Raw genomic sequence first — 20,893 nt, forward strand, 5'->3', positions numbered from 1 at the left:
GTTATTGCTTCGATGTAATAATTATAAGTGGTTGTTTGTTATCCATTCCGTTTGCAAACGGACTCATGCAATTAATAGAGAGTAACGCATTATCGGGTATTTCAAAAAGTACTTTTATCCTGTTGGTACTTTTATTATCCAGCGGTATACCATTCAATATGTAAAGAAAATCGGTATCGTCAATTTTGTACCTGCTCAAAAATCCCTTATACTTTTTAGAAAACGCGCTAAACTTCTCCTGATATTTTTTGACTGCAAACTCTTTTGTAACAATTATTATAGCGCCATTTTTTGCTTTTTCGCCATATAACGCTGTAGCACCTACGTCTTTTAATATATTTATACTGAGAATATCATTAGGATTAATATCTTTTATTGAATCTCCTACCCTTTCGTTTATGACATACAATGGTTTTTTATCAGCATATTTATCGCGTAAAAACACCTTTGTCGTATCAGCTATTTTAACAGGATTAGTCTGTGCAAACATAGAGGTTGCCAAAAATAAAACACCCAGTAAACCGATAAGCTTTTTCATATTTAATCTCTCAGTTTATCAATCCTGTCCGGATCAATGGTTTTATATTTCTTGTAAACGTTTAAAATAATGGCCAATGCCACCGCTGTTGTTGCGGCAGCCAGTACAATGGCAAAAAGGGCAAACATTTGTCCGCCGTTATTTAGTTTATCGTATTTACCAAAGGCCACCAGGTTTAAGTTGGCTGCATTCAGCATAAGTTCAATCCCAATCAGTATTTGTATGGCGTTGTGTTTGGATACAATCATGTACAAGCCAATACAAAACAATGCGGCGCTAACTAATAAAAAATCAGTTAAAGATATCATTGCTGCGCCTCCTTCCGTGATAAATGTGCTGCACCAACCAGTGCCACCATTAATAATATCGATACTGCCTCAAAAGGCAATAAGTAGCCGGTCATCAGGTTCACACCAATATTTTCGGTAGTTGCCGCCTCCGGCTCAATTACATTTTTTGTTTGGATAGATTGACTGATCCACCCTAAATGATCGGCATCAACCTTAAATATCATATTAATCAATACAATCAAAAATAGTACAGCCAGTAAAATAGCAGGTAATTTACTCAGGCTGATAAATTGCCTGCGTTGCTGTGCTATCACATTCAAGGTTTCTTTACCCGAGAGCATAAACGCAAACAGGATGAGTACCAGAATACCACCTACATAAATTACTATCTGGGTTATCGCCACAAAATCTGCCAGGGCCAAAACATACAGTCCGGCAAGGGCAAACAGCGTAATAAAGAACATAAATACCGAGCGCACCAGGTTTTTAGTAGCCGCCACAAACACTGCTGAAGCCAGTGCTATAAAACTCATCAAATAAAATAATGCCTGAACTAAGCTCATGCGCCACCCTCCTTTTTCTGCATAGCCGCCAATTTAGCTGCCTGCCTTTCAGCTTGCTGTTGCTCAAATTCGCGGCGCTTTTCCGCTGCTACTTCTGGCGTCATGTCCGAAAACTGGTAAGTAAGATCTTTTAGCTCCACTACACTTTTATCGTATTGGTTGGTCATCACAATACATTCGGTTGGGCAAACTATGGTACACAGGCCGCAATACATGCACTTGGCCATGTCGATATCAAACTTAGCAGCATAAAGCCGCTTGGTAGTACCGTCTGACGTTTGTCCAATAGCTTCAGTAGCTTTTATAGCCTCAATATCAATACAATTAACGGGACAAACCTTTGCACAAAGATCACACACTATACAATCGTCCATCTCCACATCCAATTGGTAACGGCCCACCTCGGGGATGGGCAGTTTTTGATGTGGATATTGAATAGTATTGGTTCCTTCCAGTTGCTTAAAGTAGTTAGCATCACTTGCAGGCAAAATCTCCCGCTTGCGGTGCGAAGCAAAAAGATGCCGCAGCGTGATTCGTAATCCCGTCCAGGCAGTGGTAAAACCTTTTATTATTTGGTTCATTAGTTCAATTGTTCATTGGTTCATTGGTTCATTGGTTTGTTAGTTCAGCTGCATATTAAACTTTGCGCTAATGAACTAATAAACTGGTGAACTAATGAACTACATTAAAAATAACCTCCATAATCCAGATGCCAGCATGCAGGCAAAAGCCAGGGGTGTCAATACCTTCCAGCACAGGGCCATTAGTTTATCTACGCGCATGCGGGGCAATGTCCACCGTATCCACATTTGTATGCCTACCAGGGTAAGCGTTTTTAATACTATCCATAAAATGCCCCATCCGGTGCCGGTTGTCCAGTTGGCTAACTGAACCCCGTATATGTTAGGCAGCGGTGTATTCCATGCCCCCAGGAACAGGATCACAGCCACCATTGATACCAGGAACATCATGCTATATTCTGCCAGAAAAACCAGCGCAAACCTTAATCCGGTGTATTCGGTATGGAAACCGGCCACCAGCTCTGATTCAGCTTCCGGAATGTCAAAAGGTGCACGGTTACTTTCGGCCAGTGAGGCTATAAAATAAATTACAAAAGCTATAAGCAAATGCGGTGCACGGAAAACATTCCACGAGAAAAAGCCTCCTATTTTGGTTACATCCCAAAAGCCTGCAAATTTTATTTTTTCGAGTGATAAGATGCCTTGCTGCATGGCAATGTCCTGCATGTTCAGCGTTTGGGCAATCATCACTACCGATATTATAGCAAACCCTGCCGGAATCTCGTACGAAATGATCTGCGCCGCCGAGCGCATAGCACCCAGTATAGCATATTTATTGTTTGATCCCCAGCCGGCCATAAGTATGCCCAGGGTTTCAACAGAAATAATAGCAAAAATATAGTAAAGCCCTAAATTGATTTTGGAAGGAATTAATCCCGGCCCCCAGGGTAGCGCGGCAAAACCCATGTACACGGCAATGAAGATGATAGCAGGAGCCATCATGAACAACACCTTATCTGCCGCGGCAGGGATAATGAGCTCTTTTTGCAGCATCTTTAAAATATCTGCAAAGGTTTGCAGGCTGCCGTATTTACCCGTTTCAGTGGGACCAAGCCTGTCTTGAATAAAGGCAGATACCTTGCGCTCAGCATATACACCAAACAATGCAAACATGGCCGAAAAAGCAAACAGGCCTATCGCAATAAAGAAATATGTAAGGTAAAAATTCAACACGTTAACTTAAGCTGCAAACTTAATGATTTTTGTGTTACGGAGTTGCCCAGATTGAATACTTGACTAAGTTGATAGATAAAATTATTTTTCTGTCTTCATGCGTTCAAAAATGAACACGTGGAGACGGTCAACGCTGATTAAATATTTTCCATACAGGGTAGTCCGCTACAAACCATCAAAAGCCTGATATTCCAATTTTTTAATGATTTATTGAAAGTAACAAGCTTACCCTTTTCTGTTTTAAGGTATAATTTTATCCTCAACGAGTCTATCGATTACGGTTTTCAAACCTTTATCGATCGTACCGGGATCATTCAAATCGCTATAATTACCGGCGGTAATATCTAATTGACTTTTCCAAACATTCTTGTGTGTGTGCACATCAACCAATGTCAGTTCAAAAGTGCCTAGTTTCTCACCGGTAATAGTTTGCTTTATCATCAAAACAGCATCTGGATTATAGTCAATAATTTTTTTATTTATGTCGGCATCATTCTCAAGTGATAAGGCATCGCGAAGATAAATTTCCGATTGTACCTGTTTTTGTGCAAACCTGTCTTTTAAGCCTGTGGCCAAGCCGGAACAAAATATCTTTCCTTCGGATGTGCAGTTTACTGTTAAATATATTTTATGCGGATGTTCTGTATAACCAGCTTGCTTATTTGAAATGATATTTACCGTTGCACAAGAGTTAAAGGTGATTGCGAGTATTAGCATTAACCCAAAATGGTGAATTTTTTTCATGTAAATTAGTATGCAAATGGTTATTAAATAATTTGGTCTTCCTTCAGTTTTAAAATCAGTTTCTTAACAATCGAATCAGAGGTATCTTCGTCCCACCACGGTCCGGTTACATCAATTTCGCTCTTCCAAATATTTTTTTGACTCACCTTATCAATTAAACTAACCTCAAAAACACCCCCACCAGGTCCGCCATTATAATAAGTAACATGCGTTTGCTTAATTATCATTAAAGCTTCGGGATCATAACTTCTTATTTTATTTAAGACGTCTTCATCTGTTTCTAATGCAACCGGATTGCGGACAAATCCATCAATCGTAATATTGTTTTCGGTAAACTTTTTTTTAACTCCTTCAAAAAGTCTTTCATTGAAGTTACTGACATCTTTTCCTAAATTACAAATGACGTAGATCTTCTTTAGCTTCCTGTTAAAGCTGGCATCCTTATTTGATGTAATTTTCGTGCTTACGCAAGACGTGAAAAACAGGCTTTGAAACAAAATTGCAATAATTGTAAATGACACTTTATTATTCATGATTAGAAAAACGGGGTATTCCCGGAGGAGTGAAACGGAAATATTTGCTTATGGTTACGGTTGAAATTATTTACTGCGATAAATATATTAAATAATCCCAAAAGCCTGTAAATAGTTTTATTTGCGGGCCTAGCATTTTCCTACCTTATCAGTTTCCTTACACCACCGCTGCATACCCCGATCTCACCGGCGCTTCAAAAAATATCTCGGCGTAGTGATCAAAATCAGCAGTATCATCTGTAGTGGTATAAAATTGTTGTGTACCGTTTTTGGTAAGGCGGCTTTCCATTTCAGGGTGACGTTGCAGGTAATCGACAAGGCTTTTAGCTACAATATCACCTTGCCCCACTACTTTTATATCCGGTGATAAAAAGGCTTTTATTTTAGGCATTAATAAAGGGTAATGCGTACAGGCCAGCAACAGCGTATCAATATTGGGCGATTGTGTCAGTATTTGTTCCAGATACTTCTCTACAAAGTAGTCTGCGCCAGGTTTATCATGCTCGCCATTTTCAATAATTGGTACCCACAATGGACAGGCCTGCTGATAAACCTTCAATTCCGAAAAAAAATGATCAATCTCTATCAGGTACGATCCCGACTGTACCGTTCCCCGGGTCCCTAGCACTCCAATCTCTTTGCTTTGGGTATAATCACCAATCACTTCGGCAGTGGGGCGTATAACACCTAAAACCCGCTTGGATGGATCTTCAAAAACCTTAAGGTCCTGCTGCTGTATGGTACGCAGCGCTTTTGCCGAAGCGGTATTACATGCCAGTATTACCAACTGGCAGCCCTGGTTAAACAACCATTGCACACATTCCCAGGTGTATTGGTGTATGGTTTGGAAAGATCGATTACCGTAGGGTGCACGGGCGGTATCGCCAATGTACATATAATCGTACTCCGGTAATTCTTTTAAAATAGATTTGAAAACGGTAAGGCCGCCATAGCCCGAGTCAAATATCCCGATAGGTTGTTTATTCAGCATTTTAACAAAAATAAAAAAAGCGCCCCGGTAATCCGTGCGCTTTTTAAATGTTTACAATTAAAATATTATTTTAAGCCTAATTTCAATTTCACTGCTGCTAACAGATCATCACCTTCAGGAGATACAATCAAAGGAGAACCTTGTGATGAATCAAATACATAAGTATAACCTTTTTCTTTAGCTACATCAGCAACTGCTGCACGTGCTTTGTCAATTAAAGGTTTTGAAAGCTCGTTGGTTTTGGCATCAACTTTTTGCTGGGCATCATTTTGATAATCCTGCATACGCTTTTGGATGTCCTGTAATTCTGCTTGCTTGGCTGTGCGTGCTGCATCAGTCATAGTAGCCTGGTTTTTTTGGTAATCGCCACCCTTTGCCTGTAATTCTGTGTTCATGGCAGTAAGCTGATCGATAAATTGTTTTTGGTAAATATCAACCTGCGATCTGATAGTTTTATACTCAGGCATTTGCGTAACCAGTGCGCCAAAGTTAATATAACCAATTTTGGTTTGCGCTTTCGCAAAGTTGCCTACAAATAACATGCTTACTGCAACTAAAGCAACTTTAAATAGTTTTTTCATTTTTTTGTTTTGTTCTGTGTTTAAAAATAGTGGGTTTATTATTACTAAAAAAATTTATTTTGCAAAAGCACCAGGCTTCAAACCAAGCTTGGTGATCACTTCATTACTCTTATCATAGCGCGGATTGGCATATAGCATAATCACTTCGCTGTTTTTATCAAATATCATATCCAGATCATCACTTTCAGCAACAGCCTGTATGGCTTTTGACATTTTATCCTGTATAGGTTTAATAATGGAGTTACTGCGTTGCTCCAACTCACCACCCGGCCCAAATTTCTGATTCTGAAAATCTTTAGCTGATTTTTCTTTATCGGCAATTTCAGCCTCGCGGCGTTTTTTCATATCAGGCGTCATCAAAACCTGGTCGGCATTATAAGCCTTATATAAACGGTCAATTTCCTGGTAACGGCTATCCACTTCTTTTTGCCACTGGCCCGATAGCGCACTCAACTGCTTTTGGGCAGATGCATATTCGGGCATATGCTTTAAAATATAGTCCGAATCTACATAAGCAAATCGCTGCGCAGTAGCCGCAGCGAATGTTAGTAACGTAAAAGCCAGTATTAAAATTATCCGCTTCATTTATTTTTTGTGGCTGTTAATTAAACCCGCCATTTAAACTCTGAGAGATTGAAAAGCTAAACTGGCCTTTGTTTGCACCCGGTATACCCGGTATAGCATCAAAACCATAGCCATAATCAAGACCCAACAAGCCAAATATAGGTAAAAACACTCTCGCTCCAATACCTGCCGAGCGTCTAACATCAAACGGGTTAAAGTTATCAAAACTATTCCACACGTTTCCGCCTTCAGCAAAAGCTAACAAAAATATTGTTGCTGATTGGCTTTGTATAACAGGGTGCCTTACCTCAAAGGTAAACTTGTCATAAATAGAACTTCCCGGGTTAGTAGTTGCATTATAATTTGTTCCTACCGGGATAACAGTAAAGTTCTGGTATCCTCTTAAGCCAATGATATCACTACCCTGTAAAAACTGGTAGCTCTGCATACCATCACCACCCAGTTTAAACCTTTCAAACGGTGAAGGACCAACCTCTGAGTTATACTGACCAAGGAAACCAAACCTAACCTGCGACATTAATACCAGCTTACCTGCTAATTTGGTAAACCATTGTGCATCGTATTTAAATTTGTAATACTCAACAAAATGATAGCGTTCTTCAGGAGTTGCTATTTGGTAGTTGATATTATTAAATAACGAGTATGGAGGTGTAGCCTGTATGGTTAACTTAATGTTTGAGCCTGTTGTTGGATAAATAGGCACATCCAATGAGTTACGTTGTAACTCCTGTGTAAACTTGATGTTATACGAGGTACCGTTTTGGAACAGGTAACCGGTATAATTATCCAGATTATAGTGGTCAACGTTTAAAGAGTAGTTTAACTGGAAGTAGTTATCAGGCCAGTTTAAACGTTTACCCAATGTTATACCTGCACCATTTATTCTTAATTTATTGTAAAGCGGGTTGGTTGGTGCATAATATTGCCCGGTTGAGCTTAATTGTGTATAAGCAGAAAACGCAAAGTAAATTGGTTTTTTACCACCTAACCATGGCTCCGAAAATGTAAACGAATAGTTTTGGTAAGTACGTCCGCTGGTTTGGCCTCTTAAGCTTAATTTCTGTCCGTCGCCTTTTGGCAATGGTTTGTAATCTTTTAAGTGGAAGATGTTACGTATAGAGAAGTTGTTGAACGTTAAACCTAACGTACCAACCAGCTGACCGCCACCAAAACCGCCTGATAACTCAATTTGGTCTGATGGTTTTTCAACCACGTTATAAACGATATCAACCGTTCCGTCCTGCGGGTTAATATTGGTAGGCTTAGGCTCTGTTTTCTGCTCGTCAAAGTTACCCAGCTGTCCAATTTCACGGGTACTGCGTATTAATAACTCTTTATTAAATTTCTGTCCCGGTTTGGTTCTTATTTCACGCATAACCACTTTATCATTGGTTACGTCGTTACCTTTTAAAATAACCCGGTTAATGGTATACTGCGGACCTTCATAAACCCTGATGTCCAAATCAACCGTATCATGATAAATTTTAGTTTGAACCGGATCTGCCTGATAGGTTAAATAACCATCATTTAAGTAAAATGATGAAACGTCATCGTTATTAGGCGTTGGGCCCGTTAACCTTTTGTTTAACTCATCCTCACTAAAAATATCACCTGTTTTAATTTTAAATATCCTGTTCAATACATCTGCCGGATATTTGGCATTGCCAGACCATTTGATGTTACCAAAGAAATATTTATGGCCCTCAAAAAGTTTAATCTTTACACCAACAGTATTTTCACCTGTTTTAAAAACAGTATCACTTATCAGCTCGGCATCGCGGTATCCTTTATCCTGCATCTGGGTAATAAGATTCTGCTTATCTTCCTCGTACTTATCCTGCTTGAATTTTTTAGAGCCAAATAAATTATACCATTTTCTGGTTCTGGTCTTTTTTAAATATTTAGCCAGTTTCTTTTGCGAAAAAGCGGAGTTGCCCTCAAAAGTAACCTGCGTTATCATTACTTTTTGCTTCTTATCAACCTTCACATCCAATATTACGCTATTAGCATCTCCCGGATCTTTCTTTTGCTTAATGGTAACGGTAGTATTTAAAAAGCCTTTTTCGTTAAAATGCTTTTTAATAATGGCCGTAGTGGTACTCAGTAAATTTTCGTTTACAATTTTGCCTGTTTTATCAGATAATTTTTTCTGTACATCTTCAATTTCGCCTTTGCGTATGCCGGTAATGTGCATACGTGATAAACGCGGACGCTCAACAACTGCAATTTCAAGATATATGGTATCCATGTTTATTTTGGTGATGAACAATTGAACATCATCAAATAAACCCTGGCTGTACATATTTTTAATAACATTAGCATTAGCCTCACCCGGTAAATTTATACGGTCGCCTTTGTTTAGTTTTGATATGGTAAGCAATACATCTTTGTCCAGATTTTTAGTACCACTGATGGTTACCCCACCAATAATATAATCTTTTGGTTCCAGGTAACTCAAACTATCAGCCGGCAGGGCTGATTTAGAAAGCGAAAACCGTGGTTGGTTCGATATCTGGGCAAATGCGGCCGTACTCAATACAGAGAAAAGAATAGCAAAAAGAAGTTTATTCATTCGAATATTTTAGTGGGCTAAAAATAATTTATACAGTTGTTAAAAAGTGTTAAAAGTAAAAATTTAGTTTACTTGCTCACTTGTCATCCCAAAACGGCGCTCCCGTTTCTGATAATCAAGTATCGCTTCGTAAAAATCCTCCTTGCGGAAATCGGGCCATAATTTGGGCGTAAAATACAATTCGGCATAAGCAATTTGCCAAAGCAGGTAATTACTTATCCTGAATTCACCGCTGGTTCTGATCAGCAATTCAGGATTAGGCATGCCTTGTGTATATAAATTATCTTCAAAAACAGCTTCATCAATTTCATCAGCATTTAATTCGCCCTGCTGCACTTTTACGGCAATATTTTTAACTGCGCGCAAAATTTCGCGGCGCGAGCTATAGCTTAAAGCCAGCGTAAGTACCAGGCCGGTGTTATTTGAAGTTTTTTCGATAGCATTTTGCAACTCATTATAACACTTCGCAGGCAACAGTCCCAAATCGCCAATTGCATTAAGACGCACGTTTTTTTCCATAAAGTTTTTTATTTCTTTATGAATAGTGCTTACCATTAATTCCATAATAGCCATTACCTCCAGTTTTGGCCGGTTCCAGTTCTCGGTAGAGAAGGTGTATAATGTAAGGTATTTCAGGTCGAGGTTCACTGCACCTTCAACCACATCCCTTACAGAAATAACCCCATTATGATGACCGAATATCCTTAATTTGCCTTTTTCCTTTGCCCAGCGACCATTACCATCCATTATGATGGCTATGTGCTGCGGTAATTTCGACAAATCAATCTGATCCCTATATCCCATTGTAATGATATTAAAGCCACAATTATGGCTTAAAAAAAACACGTTATTTTTATAATTCTGCTAATAACGTACCTTATATTATTTGCTTTTGCTCAATCAACCAGTTAAAATCAGCCCAAATTGGCGTAGTTTTTTATGCAAACGCCCATTTTTTCAGGTGACAAAGGTAAAACTTAATTGTAGTTTTTTTAGTATCCAGACAGAAAAGAAAATTTGGCACTGTTTTCAGTGCCAAAGCTTAGTAATTGGAGATCAGAGATTAGTGCTTTTTGATGAGGATACTAACTCAGCAGCGTTAATCCCGCACGAAGAGTTTACTTTACCCCGGCGTATTCCCCCCTTGGGCGGATCACCAACCCTCTATATCGCAAGCGATAAAGAGGGTTGGTGGAAGCTTTTATTTTTCATTTTTTTCTTTGCCCTCTTTACCGCTTGCGGTAGCGAGGGCAGATCCAGCGTAGCGTCGATCGGGTGAGTCAATACGCCAATGCATTACTATTAATAAATCCCTTTTTGTTTTAAAAGGTCAATATCTTTTGGAGATATAGCTGCAATGGCGTAAGTAGGTACATTAGTATAGTTCAGTTCATCGAGGGTGTTTACCAGGTTTTCATATACCGAATGTTCTGCAGGTTTAACCAGTACAATTAAGTTTTTACCCATTGATGCCTGTACCAGTTTAGCATTATCTAAAATAACCTTGCGCATATCCTTACCATAGCCTACCAATTGTGGTTGTGATAAAGGATGATCGGCCATACCCATATACCATAAAGCATGATTGTTTTTGCCCAGGCAAAAGGTAATGGTTTGTTTGTCTGATACGGGCCCCGGCTTGCCATCGCTTGGCATTACAACCGGCATAACGCGTGGTTTAACGAGTGAGGTAGTCAGCATAAAGAAAGTGATCAGCAAAAATGCAAGGTCAACCATTGCAGTAAGGTCAACACGAAGGGGCATTCTTTTAGCACGGGTTTTACCACGTGATCTTCCGGAGGATTGGTTTAGCTCAGCCATGACTTTTTAGATTTAAGGTTAAACAATAGGTTGAAACAGTAAAGGATTACCGTTTTTATTATTAACGATTCAAGATAATAATTTATTGCAACATTGATGCAATAAAAAATAAAAATCAGGATTTCAGGCTTCCGGTTCTAATGTAAGAAGTAGCACTTTTCGGTAACGAAGGTGTAGGAGAATGTTATTTGCGTAAAGAAGTAAGTATCGCGCGGATTTAAGTCACCTCGTTGTGTGCCAGGTGTACCTATATAAACGCCTGTTTTTTCGCCAGAGCGATCAGACAGGGCCTGTTGTAAAGGTGTTAGTCCCGCTTTTGAGGGATAATAGCCGCTCACATCATCCAGGTAATCGGTATTGGGGTTACGGTAACCAATTTCGGCACCAATGGTAAACTTGCCTGCAATATTATATTTAACCCCGGCACCATAAGGAATAGAAATGGCAATGGTAGAAAAAGTTTTTTCTCCATTGGTTTCAGCTCCACGCAAGTTATAGGTTTGCCCTTCGTAAACGGTGGTAGGATTATAATTTACGGCTCCAAGTCCCAAATACAGATAAGGTGTCCATTTATTTTTACCGGCTTCGGGGATATAGCTAAAAAAGTTAAACTCGGCCAGTAAAGCACCTTCCAGCAGTTTATCATTAAAACTCAGATTACGCTGGCGGAACTGTGCATCGCTCGAATTACTATCAGCCGCAGCAATTTCGCCATAAGTAAAATTCGCCCGTAGTGACAGGTAGCCGTTAAAGTTACGTTTTACAAAAACACTAGCCGATGGACCACTCACTTTAAGCGGATTATTAGGGTTCAGATCGCCCATATAGCCCGAACCTCCGGCCCCTACCCCTATTTCCCAGGTTTGGGCCTTTAAGCTGCATGATATTAAAACAAGAAGTATGGCAAGTATAAATTTTGGCATCCGGTAAATTTAATAATTGCGGACATCAAGACCCCACAATAGTTTGTTTCTTAACGTTGATAAATAACTTTCATTATTCAGGCGGATCAGGTTTAGCTTAAATCCGGCCTTGGTTACCTTAAACCGCATGGTTTTATCAATAATAGCCGTCCGCGAATCGCATGATATCAGGTAATTGTTGCTGCGGCATTCCACATCAAAAGCCAGGGTACTGGAATCAGGCAGCACTATTGGCCGCACATTTAAATTATGAGGAGCATTAGGCGTTAATACGATACTGTTTGATTGCGGGAATATAATAGGGCCGCCACAACTCAGCGAATAGGCGGTTGATCCGGTTGAGGTTGATATAATAATACCATCGCCCCAATAGGAGTTCAGAAACTCCTCATCCAGAAACACATGTGTAGTGATCATGGCCGAATCATCGCGCTTATGGATAGTAATATCATTAAGTGCAAAATTATCTTTCCCAAAAATCTCCAGGTCAGAATCAATATTGAGCAGCTCGCGGCTATCCAGCGTAAACTGCCTGTTCACTACTGCATGAATGGCCGCGGCAATATCATTTTTATTAATGCTTGCCAAAAAACCCAGCCTTCCAAAGTTTATACCAATTACCGGGATACAGGTATCGCGGATAACGGTAACCATATCCAACAGGGTGCCATCACCACCAAGGGTTAAAAACAGATCAATAAAGCCTTTCAACTCGCCTGTACAATCAAGCACGGTATAGTTTACACCTCTAATAGCATCCTTTAAATAATCATGTAATTGCGGGTGAACGTAAATATCAACCTGGTGCTGTGCAAGAATATCAAAAACCTGTTGTATGTAGGGTAATACTACACCATCATTAAATGGCCTGCCGTAAACTGCTATTTTCATTTTATAATGTTCGTGGTTGATAGTTCATGGTTCATAGAAAAACGGTTAAATTGATTTTTTTAATGCCGTAATCATTTTTACCAATATTTCATATTCGGCGTACAGTTCACCAAATAAACCATCGTCAATATATTTTCTTCTTTGTGCTATAAACAAACACGAAACAACTTCAATTGCCGATCTAAGGGAATAACCTAAAAAAACTTTGAATACGGCCTTGCTCTGCCCTGTCGACCCTTCAGCTATATTTAAAACTACCGAATCTGCAGCTCTTTTAATTGGGGATGTTAAAATAAATAATTCCTCTTTAGGAAATAATTTTATTAATTGATTAATTTGCTCATCCAGCTCAATTGCTTTCTGCCAAACCTGCAAATCTTCAAACCTAAACGCCATTATTTATTTCTACTTATACTTATTGTAATCTAATTAACTACCACTATAAAACCCTTAAGTACCAGTCGTCAACTAATAATTAACAAGCATTTCTATGAACCATCAACTATGAACTATCAAACTTTTTAAAGATTAAGGTAATTCATTAAAGAATCATACCGGTCTCGTGAGTTATCATTATCATCGCTATGGTTAAAGGTTGCCTTTATATCATACTCATAGCGTAAAAAAGTAGCTATAATAGCCGAAATATCCTGTTTGTTTACTTTCAGTGTTACTTCCATCCGAGTTGAATCGGGGAAAGTGCGCACATACGAGCTCAATATCTGTGCATTGTCTGATTCAACTATCTGCGCCATATGGGCCAGCGAGTTATTTTTATTATTAATCTCCAGCACAATAATGGCTCCGGGTTGTGCCACCGAAGTAAGCTGCGCAAAGTATTCTGTTAAACTATTGATGGATATAAGCCCAAGATAATTCATCTTAATATCCAGAACCGGAACCACGGTTAACCGACGCTCATAAAATATGCGGATAACATCATAAATATGCTGATCTTCCAGCACGTACGGGTTTACCAGCGATAATGCAAGCGACCCGATAGGTGTTTGGTAATCACTCGTTGCAACTAAATCATCCTCAGAAATAAGCCCAAGAAACTGTTCTTCGTTTACAATTGGAAGATGCCTGATACGAAACTCCACCATACGGTCAACAACTTTCTGAATACTATCAGAAGTATGTGCCGGGGGTATTACATCAGCTATCAATTCAACTGCAAGCATATCATTCTTTTATCTTATCCAAAAATTGTTTTAACAACTTATTAAACTCTTCGGGTTGCTCCATCATGGCAGCATGCCCGCATTTATCAATCCAATGCAACTCTGAGTTAGGCAGTTCTTCATTAAATTCAACTGCCACCTCTGGTGGGGTGATCTTATCATCTCTTCCCCATATTAATGATACAGGTATGGTTATTTTATGCAGATCATCCTTCATATTATGACGGATGGCTGATTTAGCCATTGCCAATATCCTTATTACGCTATGGCGGTCATTAATGATACGAAAAACATCGTCAACCAGTTCTTTTGTTGCCGTTGCCGGATCATAAAAAGTATATTCTACCTTTTCTTTTACAAAATCATAACTACCGCGTTTAGGGAACGAACCGCCAAAAGCGTTTTCATATAAACCTGAACTGCCAGTTAAAACCAATGCTTTAACAACCGTAGGATGGGCCAGTGTATATATTAATGCAACGTGCCCACCCAGTGAATTACCCAACAGGGTTACATTTTTTAGCTTTTTATACCTTACAAATTTGTGAACATACTTGGTAAGTGTTTTCACTCCGGTAGTTAACAAAGGCAAATCATATACAGGCAAAATAGGAATAATAACCCGGTACTCTTTACTAAACTCCTCTACTACCTTTTCCCAATTGCTTAATGCCCCCATTAAGCCGTGTAACAACAGTAAAACCTCACCTTCGCCCTCATCGATATAACTAAAACCGTTTTCCTCTTTAAGCACGAAATTCATATAAATTTATAAAGTTTAAATTTTTAAAGTTACTCCGGAATTCAATGCTCATAAAAAAAACTGAATATTCCGCCATAAAAATAGTTTATTGCATTTGAGTTACAACAATTAATGCAATTATTTATATTGGTTCATTGAGTTGATTAAGTGAGTGGTTGATTAAGTGGCCTTCATTCAACTTAATTTGTTCTATTCAACTCAATCAACCTAATCCAACCTATTCAACCCAAACAACCAATTTAGCCCAGCAATTGCTTCACCACTTCTGATATGGTGCGCCCATCTGCCTGCCCGGCCAGTTCTTTATTAGCCAAACCCATTACCTTACCCATATCTGCATTTGATGTTGCACCAACGCGGCTAATCAGTTCCTGTAAGTACCCTTCAATTTCAAAACGGGTCATCTGTTGCGGCAAATAAGGCTCAATCACCTTCATTTCGTCAATCTCTATCTGGTACAGATCCTCGCGATTTTGTGTTTTATATATCTCTGCCGATTCTTTGCGTTGCTTTACCAGTTTTTGCAATACTTTAATTTCAGCTTCGTGGGTTAGCTCTTCTGTCGCACCTTTTTCAGTACGTGCTAAAAGCAATGCCGACTTAATGGCCCTTAAGCCCCTCAAACGATCGGCCTGTTTGGCCAGCATAGCTTGTTTTATATCCTGGTCTATTTGGTTTATTAGTGACATATTCTTTGTTTATTTCGGATGTTCGATTTCGGGTTTACTTTATTTATTAATTTCCACTTTCCTTTAAGGCATTAACTATTTTCTGAAAATGGTGCCTGCATTGGCTTGCGCCGTTGGCATTACAATCATATCATTAATGTTTACATGCGCCGGGCGCGATACTACAAACCATATGGTTTCGGCAATATCATCGGCTACCAAAGGATCAAATCCTTCATAAACCTTTTTGGCCCTTTCTTTATCACCCTTAAACCGTACTTCCGAAAACTCGGTCTCCACAGCACCCGGATGTATAGCTGAAACCTTTATGCCGTGTGGCAACAGGTCAATGCGCATCCCTTTGTTTAATGCATCTACAGCATGCTTGGTTGCGCAGTAAACATTGCCATTGGCATAAACTTCCTTGCCTGCGATAGAGCCAATGTTTACAATATGGCCTTGTTTATTATCAATCATCCAGTTTGCAACTACTTTGCTTACGTATAGCAAACCTTTAACATTGGTATCAATCATGGTGTCCCAATCATCCAAACTACCATTCTGGATAGGATCTAATCCCTGACTCAGGCCTGCATTGTTAATCAATACATTAACTTTTTTCCATTTAGCGGGCAATGCTTCCAGGTTGGTTATTACCTGTTCGCGGTCGCGCACGTCAAATGCTGATACCGCAACTTCAACGTTATATTTGGTATTTAATTTCTTTGCCAGTTTTTCCAAACGGTCTTCCCTGCGGCCGGTAAGTACCAGGTTATAATGCTCACGGGCAAACAAATGAGCACAAGCTTCACCTATCCCTGAGGTTGCGCCTGTTATTAATGCAATTTTAGCCATAGAAAGGTAACTCTTGCAGCGAAATTATGTTTTTTCATTGGAATAACTTGTCATTTATTGGCAATCAAAGTCATTTAAGTTTTTAGCAGTGTTTTGGCGGGTAGAATATTATGGGGTATTAGCATTAACGCCGCTCGCATAGTTAACCGAACATCACTACGCTCGTTCTCCCTCTCTCCCGCAAGCGGCAAAGAGGGTTCGGGAAAGTTTTTTATTTATTTTCTTCGCCCTCTTTATAACTTGTCATAGAGAGGGCAGGTCGCGCGAAGCAATGACCGGGTGAGTTAACTCGCCGCTCATGCTTCTACTCAAAATATAAACTGAACATTATAGTATGTAATGACAGTTTGCTTATCGGTGCCGAAAACGGTTGATTATCCTGCACCAGCACATTTCCCAAAGAGTTGGATATTTTTATTTCGGGCGATAGTTTAAAAAACTCAAAATAAAAATCACATCCAAGGCCTGCTTCGTAGGAGCCATAACCACTGGAGTTTCTTACCAGTTTTTGAAGCGGATCATCATTTTGATCTGATGCTGCGCCTTTTCCAATTTGCTCTGAATATTTTATGCCACCCAATATGTAGGCTCTGAAATTACCTACCCTGTCTGACTTTAGCTTAAACGATAGCGGAAAATCAACCACCGTTGGCTGTACCTGCTTATTCATATCCTGACTTGGATCGGTAAAAGTATAACTAAGCTCCCTGTCGGCAAAAATCAGCGATGGGGTTACACGCACTTCCAGGTTATCGGTTAAACTGTAACGGGTAATAAAACCAATGCCAAAACCGGGTAATGATTTTGAACCAATTCCTGTTAATGGACTGGTAAGAGAATTGCCGGTAGCCGGGTCCACAAGCGGGGCCTGCCAGTTAACTTTTTTTGCAATTTTATAACTATTAGTAACGTACGAGAATGTAAAACCGAAACTAAGGTCGGTTTGGTCGGCACCACCACCCCATGCAGGCACCATATCCTGCGCAAGCAAGAATTGACTGCAAAATAAAAGTAAAATAATGGTCAGGTAGCCGTTTCTTATCATTTAATGCCAGTATATATTGAACAGATACCAAACGCCAGCGGCCTGTATTTCGTATTTTTAAACCCTACTTTATCCATTAAACCGGTAAACTTTTCTCCATCGGGAAATGCAGCTACCGATTCGGGTAAATATGTATAAGCCCTTGAATCTTTTGAAAATAATTTACCAATTCCGGGTGTAATATAATTAAAATAGAATTTATACAATTGCTTTATTGGGAAAACTTTAGGCTTTGAAAACTCCAGCACTACCGCCTTGCCACCAGGTTTTAATACCCGCTGAATGTCGGCTAAACCGGTTTCAAGGTTCTCAAAGTTGCGCACACCATAAGCCACGGTTACGGCATCAAACTGACTATCACTAAAAGGAAGTTTCTCTGAGTCGCCAAGTTTTATTTCAAACAGGTCGCCCATGCCCCTTTTGTCTATTTTTTGCTGCGCGATGTCAAGCATACCCTGTGAAATATCAACACCGATAATTTTTTCAGGTTTAAGGATGGATAAGGCCTCAAAAGCAAAATCGCCAGTACCGGTAGCAACATCCAGTATTAATTTAGGCTGATCTTTTTTCAATTCGTTAATGGCCTTTTTGCGCCATATAATATCAATCCCCAGTGATAAAAAATGATTTAGAAAATCATATGTTTTAGATATGTTGTTAAACATATCGGCCACCTGTTCTTTTTTGGTAGCCTGTTCGTTTTGATAGGGTGTTACTACTTTGCTCATATTAATGTGCCAAAGATAGTTATTTGAACGGCGGATTTAAGTTGTTGGCTTTCCGATTTATTTGCCGTTTATCCTATTAGGCATTATAATCCCAACAATTACGCCTTCAAGGCACTTGTTCGCGGCCAAATATTACATTACAATTACCAGCCTTTTCCCAGCACCAACATGCTCGGTCCATGCCGTTTCAACATCTTTTAATGGCCGGGTAACGGTTTCTATTTTAAGCCTGCCTAAAGCCGAAAGCTGCAGCATCTCTGGTAATATTTCTGAATTCAGCTTTTCCATTGCATCTGCCTGCACACTGCCAAAACCCGAGCCTAACAGCTCAATGGCCGTACTCCTCAATATATTACTCGATACCTTAATTTCATCGCCCGCCATTGAGCCAACGGTAACAAAGCGTACTATTGGTGTAATATTATGCAATCCACCGCCTTTTAATGCATTAATAATCACCTCGGCCGGGTGGCCCCATGTATAGTCAATAACGCTGCTGATTGGGCTGTTGCCATGAATTTCCTTTATCTGCTTAATTATCGTTTCGTCATCATCTTTCAGCGAAATAACTTCGTCGGCCCCTAATTGCGTTAACAGCTTTAACGACTCCGGATTACGACCGGTAGCAATTACCTTTTTTGCGCCATAATACTTGGCAATTTGTACTGCTGCCTGCCCGGTAACTCCGGTTGCACCATTAATTAAAACGGTATCGCCTGCTTTTATCTGTGCGCGGTATTTAATGGCCAAAGCGGCACCCATAATGGCATTAGGCAACGCTGCAGCTGTTGCATCATCAACACCATCGGGCAAAACAGTATATTGACCTTTGTGAATAAGCGCTTTTTCAGCAATCATTCCGGTAATACCAACAGCATATACACGGGTACCATCCTCCAATACGCCTACACCGTCAACACCAACTACCGTGGGTAAATTGGTATGGCTGGCATAGTGACTCCCGCTGGCGCGCCCTTTATCCAAATTTTTAACGGACGCAGCCTTAACGGTTATTAAAACCTGGTCTTCATTTTGGGGAACTGGAACTGCAAAATCTTCATATTTGGGGGCTGTGCCCAGCTGATGTAATACGGCTGCTTTCATAAAGTAAAATGTTTATCAAATATAATTCTAATCGCCAAAGCCATCTTCTTTCTGATATTTTTTTTCGCTTACAAAGTTAATTCTCCCAGCAAACTTTCAATATCCAACCTGTGGGTAAACATGGTCAATTCGCCATTGTCATCTAAGGGCCAAAGTTCGCGCGGCCTGTCCCAATAAAGCTCCACCCCATTTTTATCCGGATCATCCAGGTAAATAGCTTCTGATACGCCATGATCTGATGCTCCGCTTATAGGGTACTTGGCATCTATCAGCCTTTGTAGTATAGCAGCCAGGTCTTTTCTTTCCGGGTATAATATAGCAGTATGAAACAATCCTGGTGCATATTCAGGGGCCGGTGGTGCGCCCTTACTTTGCCAGGTATTTAAACCTATGTGGTGATGGTATCCTCCTGCGGATATAAAAGCAGCCTGATCACCATATAACATCATCTTATCAAAACCCAGCAAACCACAATAAAAACCGAGCGATTGTTGCAGGTTGCTTACTTTTAAATGCACATGGCCAATGCGTGTTTGCGCCGGTATCTTATACTCATTCATAAATTACATGTTTAAACATCAAATATACTTATAACATTAAGATTTATTGTTTGGCATTTGTAAAACAAAGTTTTTAATAGATGAACCATTTACCTTTCGTCTTTTTCCTTTCGCCCTAAACAAGTACCTTTACACAATGATCGTAAAATCAGCCGAATTTATTTGCAGTAATACCCAAATCTCCAAGCTACCGCCGCCGGTAAAGGCAGAGTATGCTTTTATTGGGCGCTCAAACGTAGGTAAATCATCGCTTATAAATATGCTTGCCGGCAAAAAGGGCCTTGCCAAAACATCACAAACACCCGGTAAAACACAGCTCATTAATCATTTTTTAATTAATGATAGCTGGTATATTGTTGATTTACCCGGCTACGGATATGCACGGGCATCAAAAACTAAAAAAGCCGATTGGAACAAATTTATTCATACCTACCTGGATAAGCGCGAAAGCCTGCAATGTGTACTGGTATTGATTGACAGCCGGCTTGAACCTCAAAAAATTGACCTGGAGTTTTGTAACTGGCTGGGCGAAAAAGGCCTTTCATTTGTTTTAGTTTTCACCAAGGCCGATAAGCAATCGAGCCTTAAAACAGATCAGAATGTGGCGCAGTTTAAAAAGGCACTTTTGCAAACGTTTGATGAGTTTCCGCAATATTTCGTCACCTCGTCCGAAACTCAGTTAGGGCACGATGATATATTAAGTTTTATAAGCGAAGTGAATAAGCATTTTACAATACCAAGCATAAACATTTAACCAAAAAAATCTATGAAACGTACAGCACATGCCCATTGGAATGGCACCTTGCAGGAAGGCAAAGGTGAAATTACCACTCAAAGTACTACTTTAAACAACACCCAGTATTCATTTAAAACCCGCTTTGCTGATGGTGTTGGTACCAACCCCGAAGAATTGATAGCCGCTGCACATGCAGGCTGCTTTACTATGGCCGTTGGTGCAGCCTTAACGCAGGCAGGCTTCAAACCAAATGATTTAACTACAGATGCCATTTTAGATCTGGATATGGCGGCCTTAAGCATTACCGGCATCCACCTGGAGTTAAAAGGATCAGCAATTGATGGTGTAAGCGAAGCTCAGTTTAAAGAAATAGCCGAAGGCGCAAAAGCAAATTGCATTATCTCAAAAGCACTTAATGTGCCTATTACGCTCAATGTTCAGTACGCGTAATTTATTGTAACCCA

The 20,893-nt window shown here is 39.8% G+C and carries 26 protein-coding genes; 2 read left to right on the forward strand and 24 right to left on the reverse strand.

Annotated elements, in window-relative coordinates:
- Nucleotide 1 precedes the first annotated feature (1 nt).
- From JN11_RS07375 to JN11_RS07490, 24 genes are all read right to left on the reverse strand, one after another.
- Nucleotides 2–538: a TonB-dependent receptor plug domain-containing protein gene (locus tag JN11_RS07375; protein ID WP_144911194.1), complete on the reverse strand. Its 537-nt coding sequence runs from the start codon at nucleotides 536–538 to the stop codon at nucleotides 2–4.
- A gap of 2 nt (nucleotides 539–540) precedes the next feature.
- Complete coding sequence (gene nuoK, locus JN11_RS07380) at nucleotides 541–846, reverse strand: NADH-quinone oxidoreductase subunit NuoK (protein WP_144911196.1); 306 nt, start codon at nucleotides 844–846, stop codon at nucleotides 541–543.
- Nucleotides 843–1,391, reverse strand: a complete 549-nt coding sequence (locus JN11_RS07385; RefSeq protein ID WP_144911198.1) for an NADH-quinone oxidoreductase subunit J family protein — start codon at nucleotides 1,389–1,391, stop codon at nucleotides 843–845. Before JN11_RS07385 ends, nuoK begins: the two co-directional genes overlap by 4 nt.
- Complete coding sequence (locus tag JN11_RS07390) at nucleotides 1,388–1,972, reverse strand: 4Fe-4S binding protein (protein WP_144911200.1); 585 nt, start codon at nucleotides 1,970–1,972, stop codon at nucleotides 1,388–1,390. Before JN11_RS07390 ends, JN11_RS07385 begins: the two co-directional genes overlap by 4 nt.
- Before the next feature lie 99 nt (nucleotides 1,973–2,071).
- A complete protein-coding gene (gene nuoH, locus JN11_RS07395) occupies nucleotides 2,072–3,142 on the reverse strand; it encodes an NADH-quinone oxidoreductase subunit NuoH (RefSeq protein WP_144911202.1) in 1,071 nt (356 codons plus the stop codon).
- Nucleotides 3,143–3,385: 243 nt separating this feature from the next.
- Nucleotides 3,386–3,889, reverse strand: a complete 504-nt coding sequence (locus tag JN11_RS07400) for a hypothetical protein (protein ID WP_144911204.1) — start codon at nucleotides 3,887–3,889, stop codon at nucleotides 3,386–3,388.
- Between the two features lie 23 nt (nucleotides 3,890–3,912).
- Complete coding sequence (locus JN11_RS07405) at nucleotides 3,913–4,422, reverse strand: type 1 periplasmic-binding domain-containing protein (RefSeq protein WP_144911206.1); 510 nt, start codon at nucleotides 4,420–4,422, stop codon at nucleotides 3,913–3,915.
- 157 nt (nucleotides 4,423–4,579) lie between these two features.
- A complete protein-coding gene (gene murI, locus JN11_RS07410) occupies nucleotides 4,580–5,413 on the reverse strand; it encodes a glutamate racemase (RefSeq protein WP_144911208.1) in 834 nt (277 codons plus the stop codon).
- Between the two features lie 65 nt (nucleotides 5,414–5,478).
- Nucleotides 5,479–5,994, reverse strand: a complete 516-nt coding sequence (locus tag JN11_RS07415; RefSeq protein WP_144911210.1) for an OmpH family outer membrane protein — start codon at nucleotides 5,992–5,994, stop codon at nucleotides 5,479–5,481.
- Nucleotides 5,995–6,048: 54 nt separating this feature from the next.
- Complete coding sequence (locus JN11_RS07420; protein WP_144911212.1) at nucleotides 6,049–6,579, reverse strand: OmpH family outer membrane protein; 531 nt, start codon at nucleotides 6,577–6,579, stop codon at nucleotides 6,049–6,051.
- A 16-nt stretch (nucleotides 6,580–6,595) separates the two neighbouring features.
- Entirely contained in the window at nucleotides 6,596–9,151 is a 2,556-nt protein-coding gene (gene bamA / locus JN11_RS07425; protein ID WP_144911214.1) for an outer membrane protein assembly factor BamA, read from the reverse strand.
- 63 nt (nucleotides 9,152–9,214) lie between these two features.
- A complete protein-coding gene (locus tag JN11_RS07430) occupies nucleotides 9,215–9,955 on the reverse strand; it encodes an isoprenyl transferase (RefSeq protein WP_144911216.1) in 741 nt (246 codons plus the stop codon).
- Between the two features lie 498 nt (nucleotides 9,956–10,453).
- A complete protein-coding gene (locus JN11_RS07435; RefSeq protein ID WP_144911218.1) occupies nucleotides 10,454–10,972 on the reverse strand; it encodes an ExbD/TolR family protein in 519 nt (172 codons plus the stop codon).
- Between the two features lie 137 nt (nucleotides 10,973–11,109).
- Complete coding sequence (porG, locus tag JN11_RS07440) at nucleotides 11,110–11,895, reverse strand: type IX secretion system protein PorG (protein ID WP_144911220.1); 786 nt, start codon at nucleotides 11,893–11,895, stop codon at nucleotides 11,110–11,112.
- Between the two features lie 9 nt (nucleotides 11,896–11,904).
- Nucleotides 11,905–12,786 (reverse strand): NAD kinase, encoded by an 882-nt coding sequence (locus tag JN11_RS07445; protein ID WP_144911222.1) that lies wholly within the window; start codon nucleotides 12,784–12,786, stop codon nucleotides 11,905–11,907.
- A 45-nt stretch (nucleotides 12,787–12,831) separates the two neighbouring features.
- Nucleotides 12,832–13,182, reverse strand: a complete 351-nt coding sequence (locus JN11_RS07450; protein ID WP_144911224.1) for a four helix bundle protein — start codon at nucleotides 13,180–13,182, stop codon at nucleotides 12,832–12,834.
- Between the two features lie 125 nt (nucleotides 13,183–13,307).
- Nucleotides 13,308–13,970, reverse strand: a complete 663-nt coding sequence (locus tag JN11_RS07455) for a CBS domain-containing protein (protein ID WP_144911226.1) — start codon at nucleotides 13,968–13,970, stop codon at nucleotides 13,308–13,310.
- 1 nt (nucleotide 13,971) lies between these two features.
- Nucleotides 13,972–14,733, reverse strand: coding sequence for an alpha/beta fold hydrolase (locus JN11_RS07460; protein WP_144911228.1), 762 nt, complete (start codon nucleotides 14,731–14,733; stop codon nucleotides 13,972–13,974).
- Between the two features lie 239 nt (nucleotides 14,734–14,972).
- Entirely contained in the window at nucleotides 14,973–15,422 is a 450-nt protein-coding gene (locus JN11_RS07465) for a GatB/YqeY domain-containing protein (protein WP_144911230.1), read from the reverse strand.
- Nucleotides 15,423–15,497: 75 nt separating this feature from the next.
- Nucleotides 15,498–16,256, reverse strand: coding sequence for an SDR family oxidoreductase (locus JN11_RS07470; protein ID WP_144911232.1), 759 nt, complete (start codon nucleotides 16,254–16,256; stop codon nucleotides 15,498–15,500).
- A gap of 304 nt (nucleotides 16,257–16,560) precedes the next feature.
- On the reverse strand, nucleotides 16,561–17,301 hold the full coding sequence (gene porT, locus JN11_RS07475) for a type IX secretion/gliding motility protein PorT/SprT (protein WP_144911234.1): 741 nt from the start codon (nucleotides 17,299–17,301) through the stop codon (nucleotides 16,561–16,563).
- Nucleotides 17,298–18,029 carry a bifunctional demethylmenaquinone methyltransferase/2-methoxy-6-polyprenyl-1,4-benzoquinol methylase UbiE gene (gene ubiE / locus JN11_RS07480; RefSeq protein ID WP_144911236.1) on the reverse strand — a complete coding sequence of 244 codons (732 nt, stop codon included), beginning with the start codon at nucleotides 18,027–18,029 and terminating at the stop codon, nucleotides 17,298–17,300. The genes porT and ubiE overlap by 4 nt, the downstream gene beginning before the upstream one ends.
- Nucleotides 18,030–18,161: 132 nt before the next feature.
- Complete coding sequence (locus JN11_RS07485) at nucleotides 18,162–19,133, reverse strand: quinone oxidoreductase family protein (protein ID WP_144911238.1); 972 nt, start codon at nucleotides 19,131–19,133, stop codon at nucleotides 18,162–18,164.
- 68 nt (nucleotides 19,134–19,201) lie between these two features.
- Nucleotides 19,202–19,693: a VOC family protein gene (locus JN11_RS07490; protein ID WP_144911241.1), complete on the reverse strand. Its 492-nt coding sequence runs from the start codon at nucleotides 19,691–19,693 to the stop codon at nucleotides 19,202–19,204.
- A 136-nt stretch (nucleotides 19,694–19,829) separates the two neighbouring features.
- On the opposite strand from JN11_RS07490, the gene yihA reads away from it, so the two are divergent.
- Together yihA and JN11_RS07500 are read left to right on the forward strand one after the other, a co-directional pair.
- A complete protein-coding gene (gene yihA / locus JN11_RS07495; protein WP_144911243.1) occupies nucleotides 19,830–20,447 on the forward strand; it encodes a ribosome biogenesis GTP-binding protein YihA/YsxC in 618 nt (205 codons plus the stop codon).
- Nucleotides 20,448–20,459: 12 nt separating this feature from the next.
- The gene (locus tag JN11_RS07500; RefSeq protein WP_144911245.1) at nucleotides 20,460–20,879 is read left to right on the forward strand and encodes an OsmC family protein; all 420 of its coding nucleotides are present in this window, start codon (nucleotides 20,460–20,462) and stop codon (nucleotides 20,877–20,879) included.
- Nucleotides 20,880–20,893: the final 14 nt, after the last annotated feature.

The organism is Mucilaginibacter frigoritolerans (assembly GCF_007830615.1).
Classification (GTDB): domain Bacteria; phylum Bacteroidota; class Bacteroidia; order Sphingobacteriales; family Sphingobacteriaceae; genus Mucilaginibacter; species Mucilaginibacter frigoritolerans.

Coding starts and splice junctions, on each gene's coding strand:
- JN11_RS07375 (WP_144911194.1), bottom strand. CDS start 538: ATGAAAAAGCTTATCGGTTTACTGGGTGTTTTATTTTTGGCAACCTCT.
- nuoK (WP_144911196.1), bottom strand. CDS start 846: ATGATATCTTTAACTGATTTTTTATTAGTTAGCGCCGCATTGTTTTGT.
- JN11_RS07385 (WP_144911198.1), bottom strand. CDS start 1,391: ATGAGCTTAGTTCAGGCATTATTTTATTTGATGAGTTTTATAGCACTG.
- JN11_RS07390 (WP_144911200.1), bottom strand. CDS start 1,972: ATGAACCAAATAATAAAAGGTTTTACCACTGCCTGGACGGGATTACGA.
- JN11_RS07400 (WP_144911204.1), bottom strand. CDS start 3,889: ATGAAAAAAATTCACCATTTTGGGTTAATGCTAATACTCGCAATCACC.
- JN11_RS07405 (WP_144911206.1), bottom strand. CDS start 4,422: ATGAATAATAAAGTGTCATTTACAATTATTGCAATTTTGTTTCAAAGC.
- murI (WP_144911208.1), bottom strand. CDS start 5,413: ATGCTGAATAAACAACCTATCGGGATATTTGACTCGGGCTATGGCGGC.
- JN11_RS07415 (WP_144911210.1), bottom strand. CDS start 5,994: ATGAAAAAACTATTTAAAGTTGCTTTAGTTGCAGTAAGCATGTTATTT.
- JN11_RS07420 (WP_144911212.1), bottom strand. CDS start 6,579: ATGAAGCGGATAATTTTAATACTGGCTTTTACGTTACTAACATTCGCT.
- bamA (WP_144911214.1), bottom strand. CDS start 9,151: ATGAATAAACTTCTTTTTGCTATTCTTTTCTCTGTATTGAGTACGGCC.
- JN11_RS07430 (WP_144911216.1), bottom strand. CDS start 9,955: ATGGGATATAGGGATCAGATTGATTTGTCGAAATTACCGCAGCACATA.
- JN11_RS07435 (WP_144911218.1), bottom strand. CDS start 10,972: ATGGCTGAGCTAAACCAATCCTCCGGAAGATCACGTGGTAAAACCCGT.
- porG (WP_144911220.1), bottom strand. CDS start 11,895: ATGCCAAAATTTATACTTGCCATACTTCTTGTTTTAATATCATGCAGC.
- JN11_RS07445 (WP_144911222.1), bottom strand. CDS start 12,786: ATGAAAATAGCAGTTTACGGCAGGCCATTTAATGATGGTGTAGTATTA.
- JN11_RS07450 (WP_144911224.1), bottom strand. CDS start 13,182: ATGGCGTTTAGGTTTGAAGATTTGCAGGTTTGGCAGAAAGCAATTGAG.
- JN11_RS07455 (WP_144911226.1), bottom strand. CDS start 13,970: ATGCTTGCAGTTGAATTGATAGCTGATGTAATACCCCCGGCACATACT.
- JN11_RS07460 (WP_144911228.1), bottom strand. CDS start 14,733: ATGAATTTCGTGCTTAAAGAGGAAAACGGTTTTAGTTATATCGATGAG.
- JN11_RS07465 (WP_144911230.1), bottom strand. CDS start 15,422: ATGTCACTAATAAACCAAATAGACCAGGATATAAAACAAGCTATGCTG.
- JN11_RS07470 (WP_144911232.1), bottom strand. CDS start 16,256: ATGGCTAAAATTGCATTAATAACAGGCGCAACCTCAGGGATAGGTGAA.
- porT (WP_144911234.1), bottom strand. CDS start 17,301: ATGATAAGAAACGGCTACCTGACCATTATTTTACTTTTATTTTGCAGT.
- ubiE (WP_144911236.1), bottom strand. CDS start 18,029: ATGAGCAAAGTAGTAACACCCTATCAAAACGAACAGGCTACCAAAAAA.
- JN11_RS07485 (WP_144911238.1), bottom strand. CDS start 19,133: ATGAAAGCAGCCGTATTACATCAGCTGGGCACAGCCCCCAAATATGAA.
- JN11_RS07490 (WP_144911241.1), bottom strand. CDS start 19,693: ATGAATGAGTATAAGATACCGGCGCAAACACGCATTGGCCATGTGCAT.
- yihA (WP_144911243.1), top strand. CDS start 19,830: ATGATCGTAAAATCAGCCGAATTTATTTGCAGTAATACCCAAATCTCC.
- JN11_RS07500 (WP_144911245.1), top strand. CDS start 20,460: ATGAAACGTACAGCACATGCCCATTGGAATGGCACCTTGCAGGAAGGC.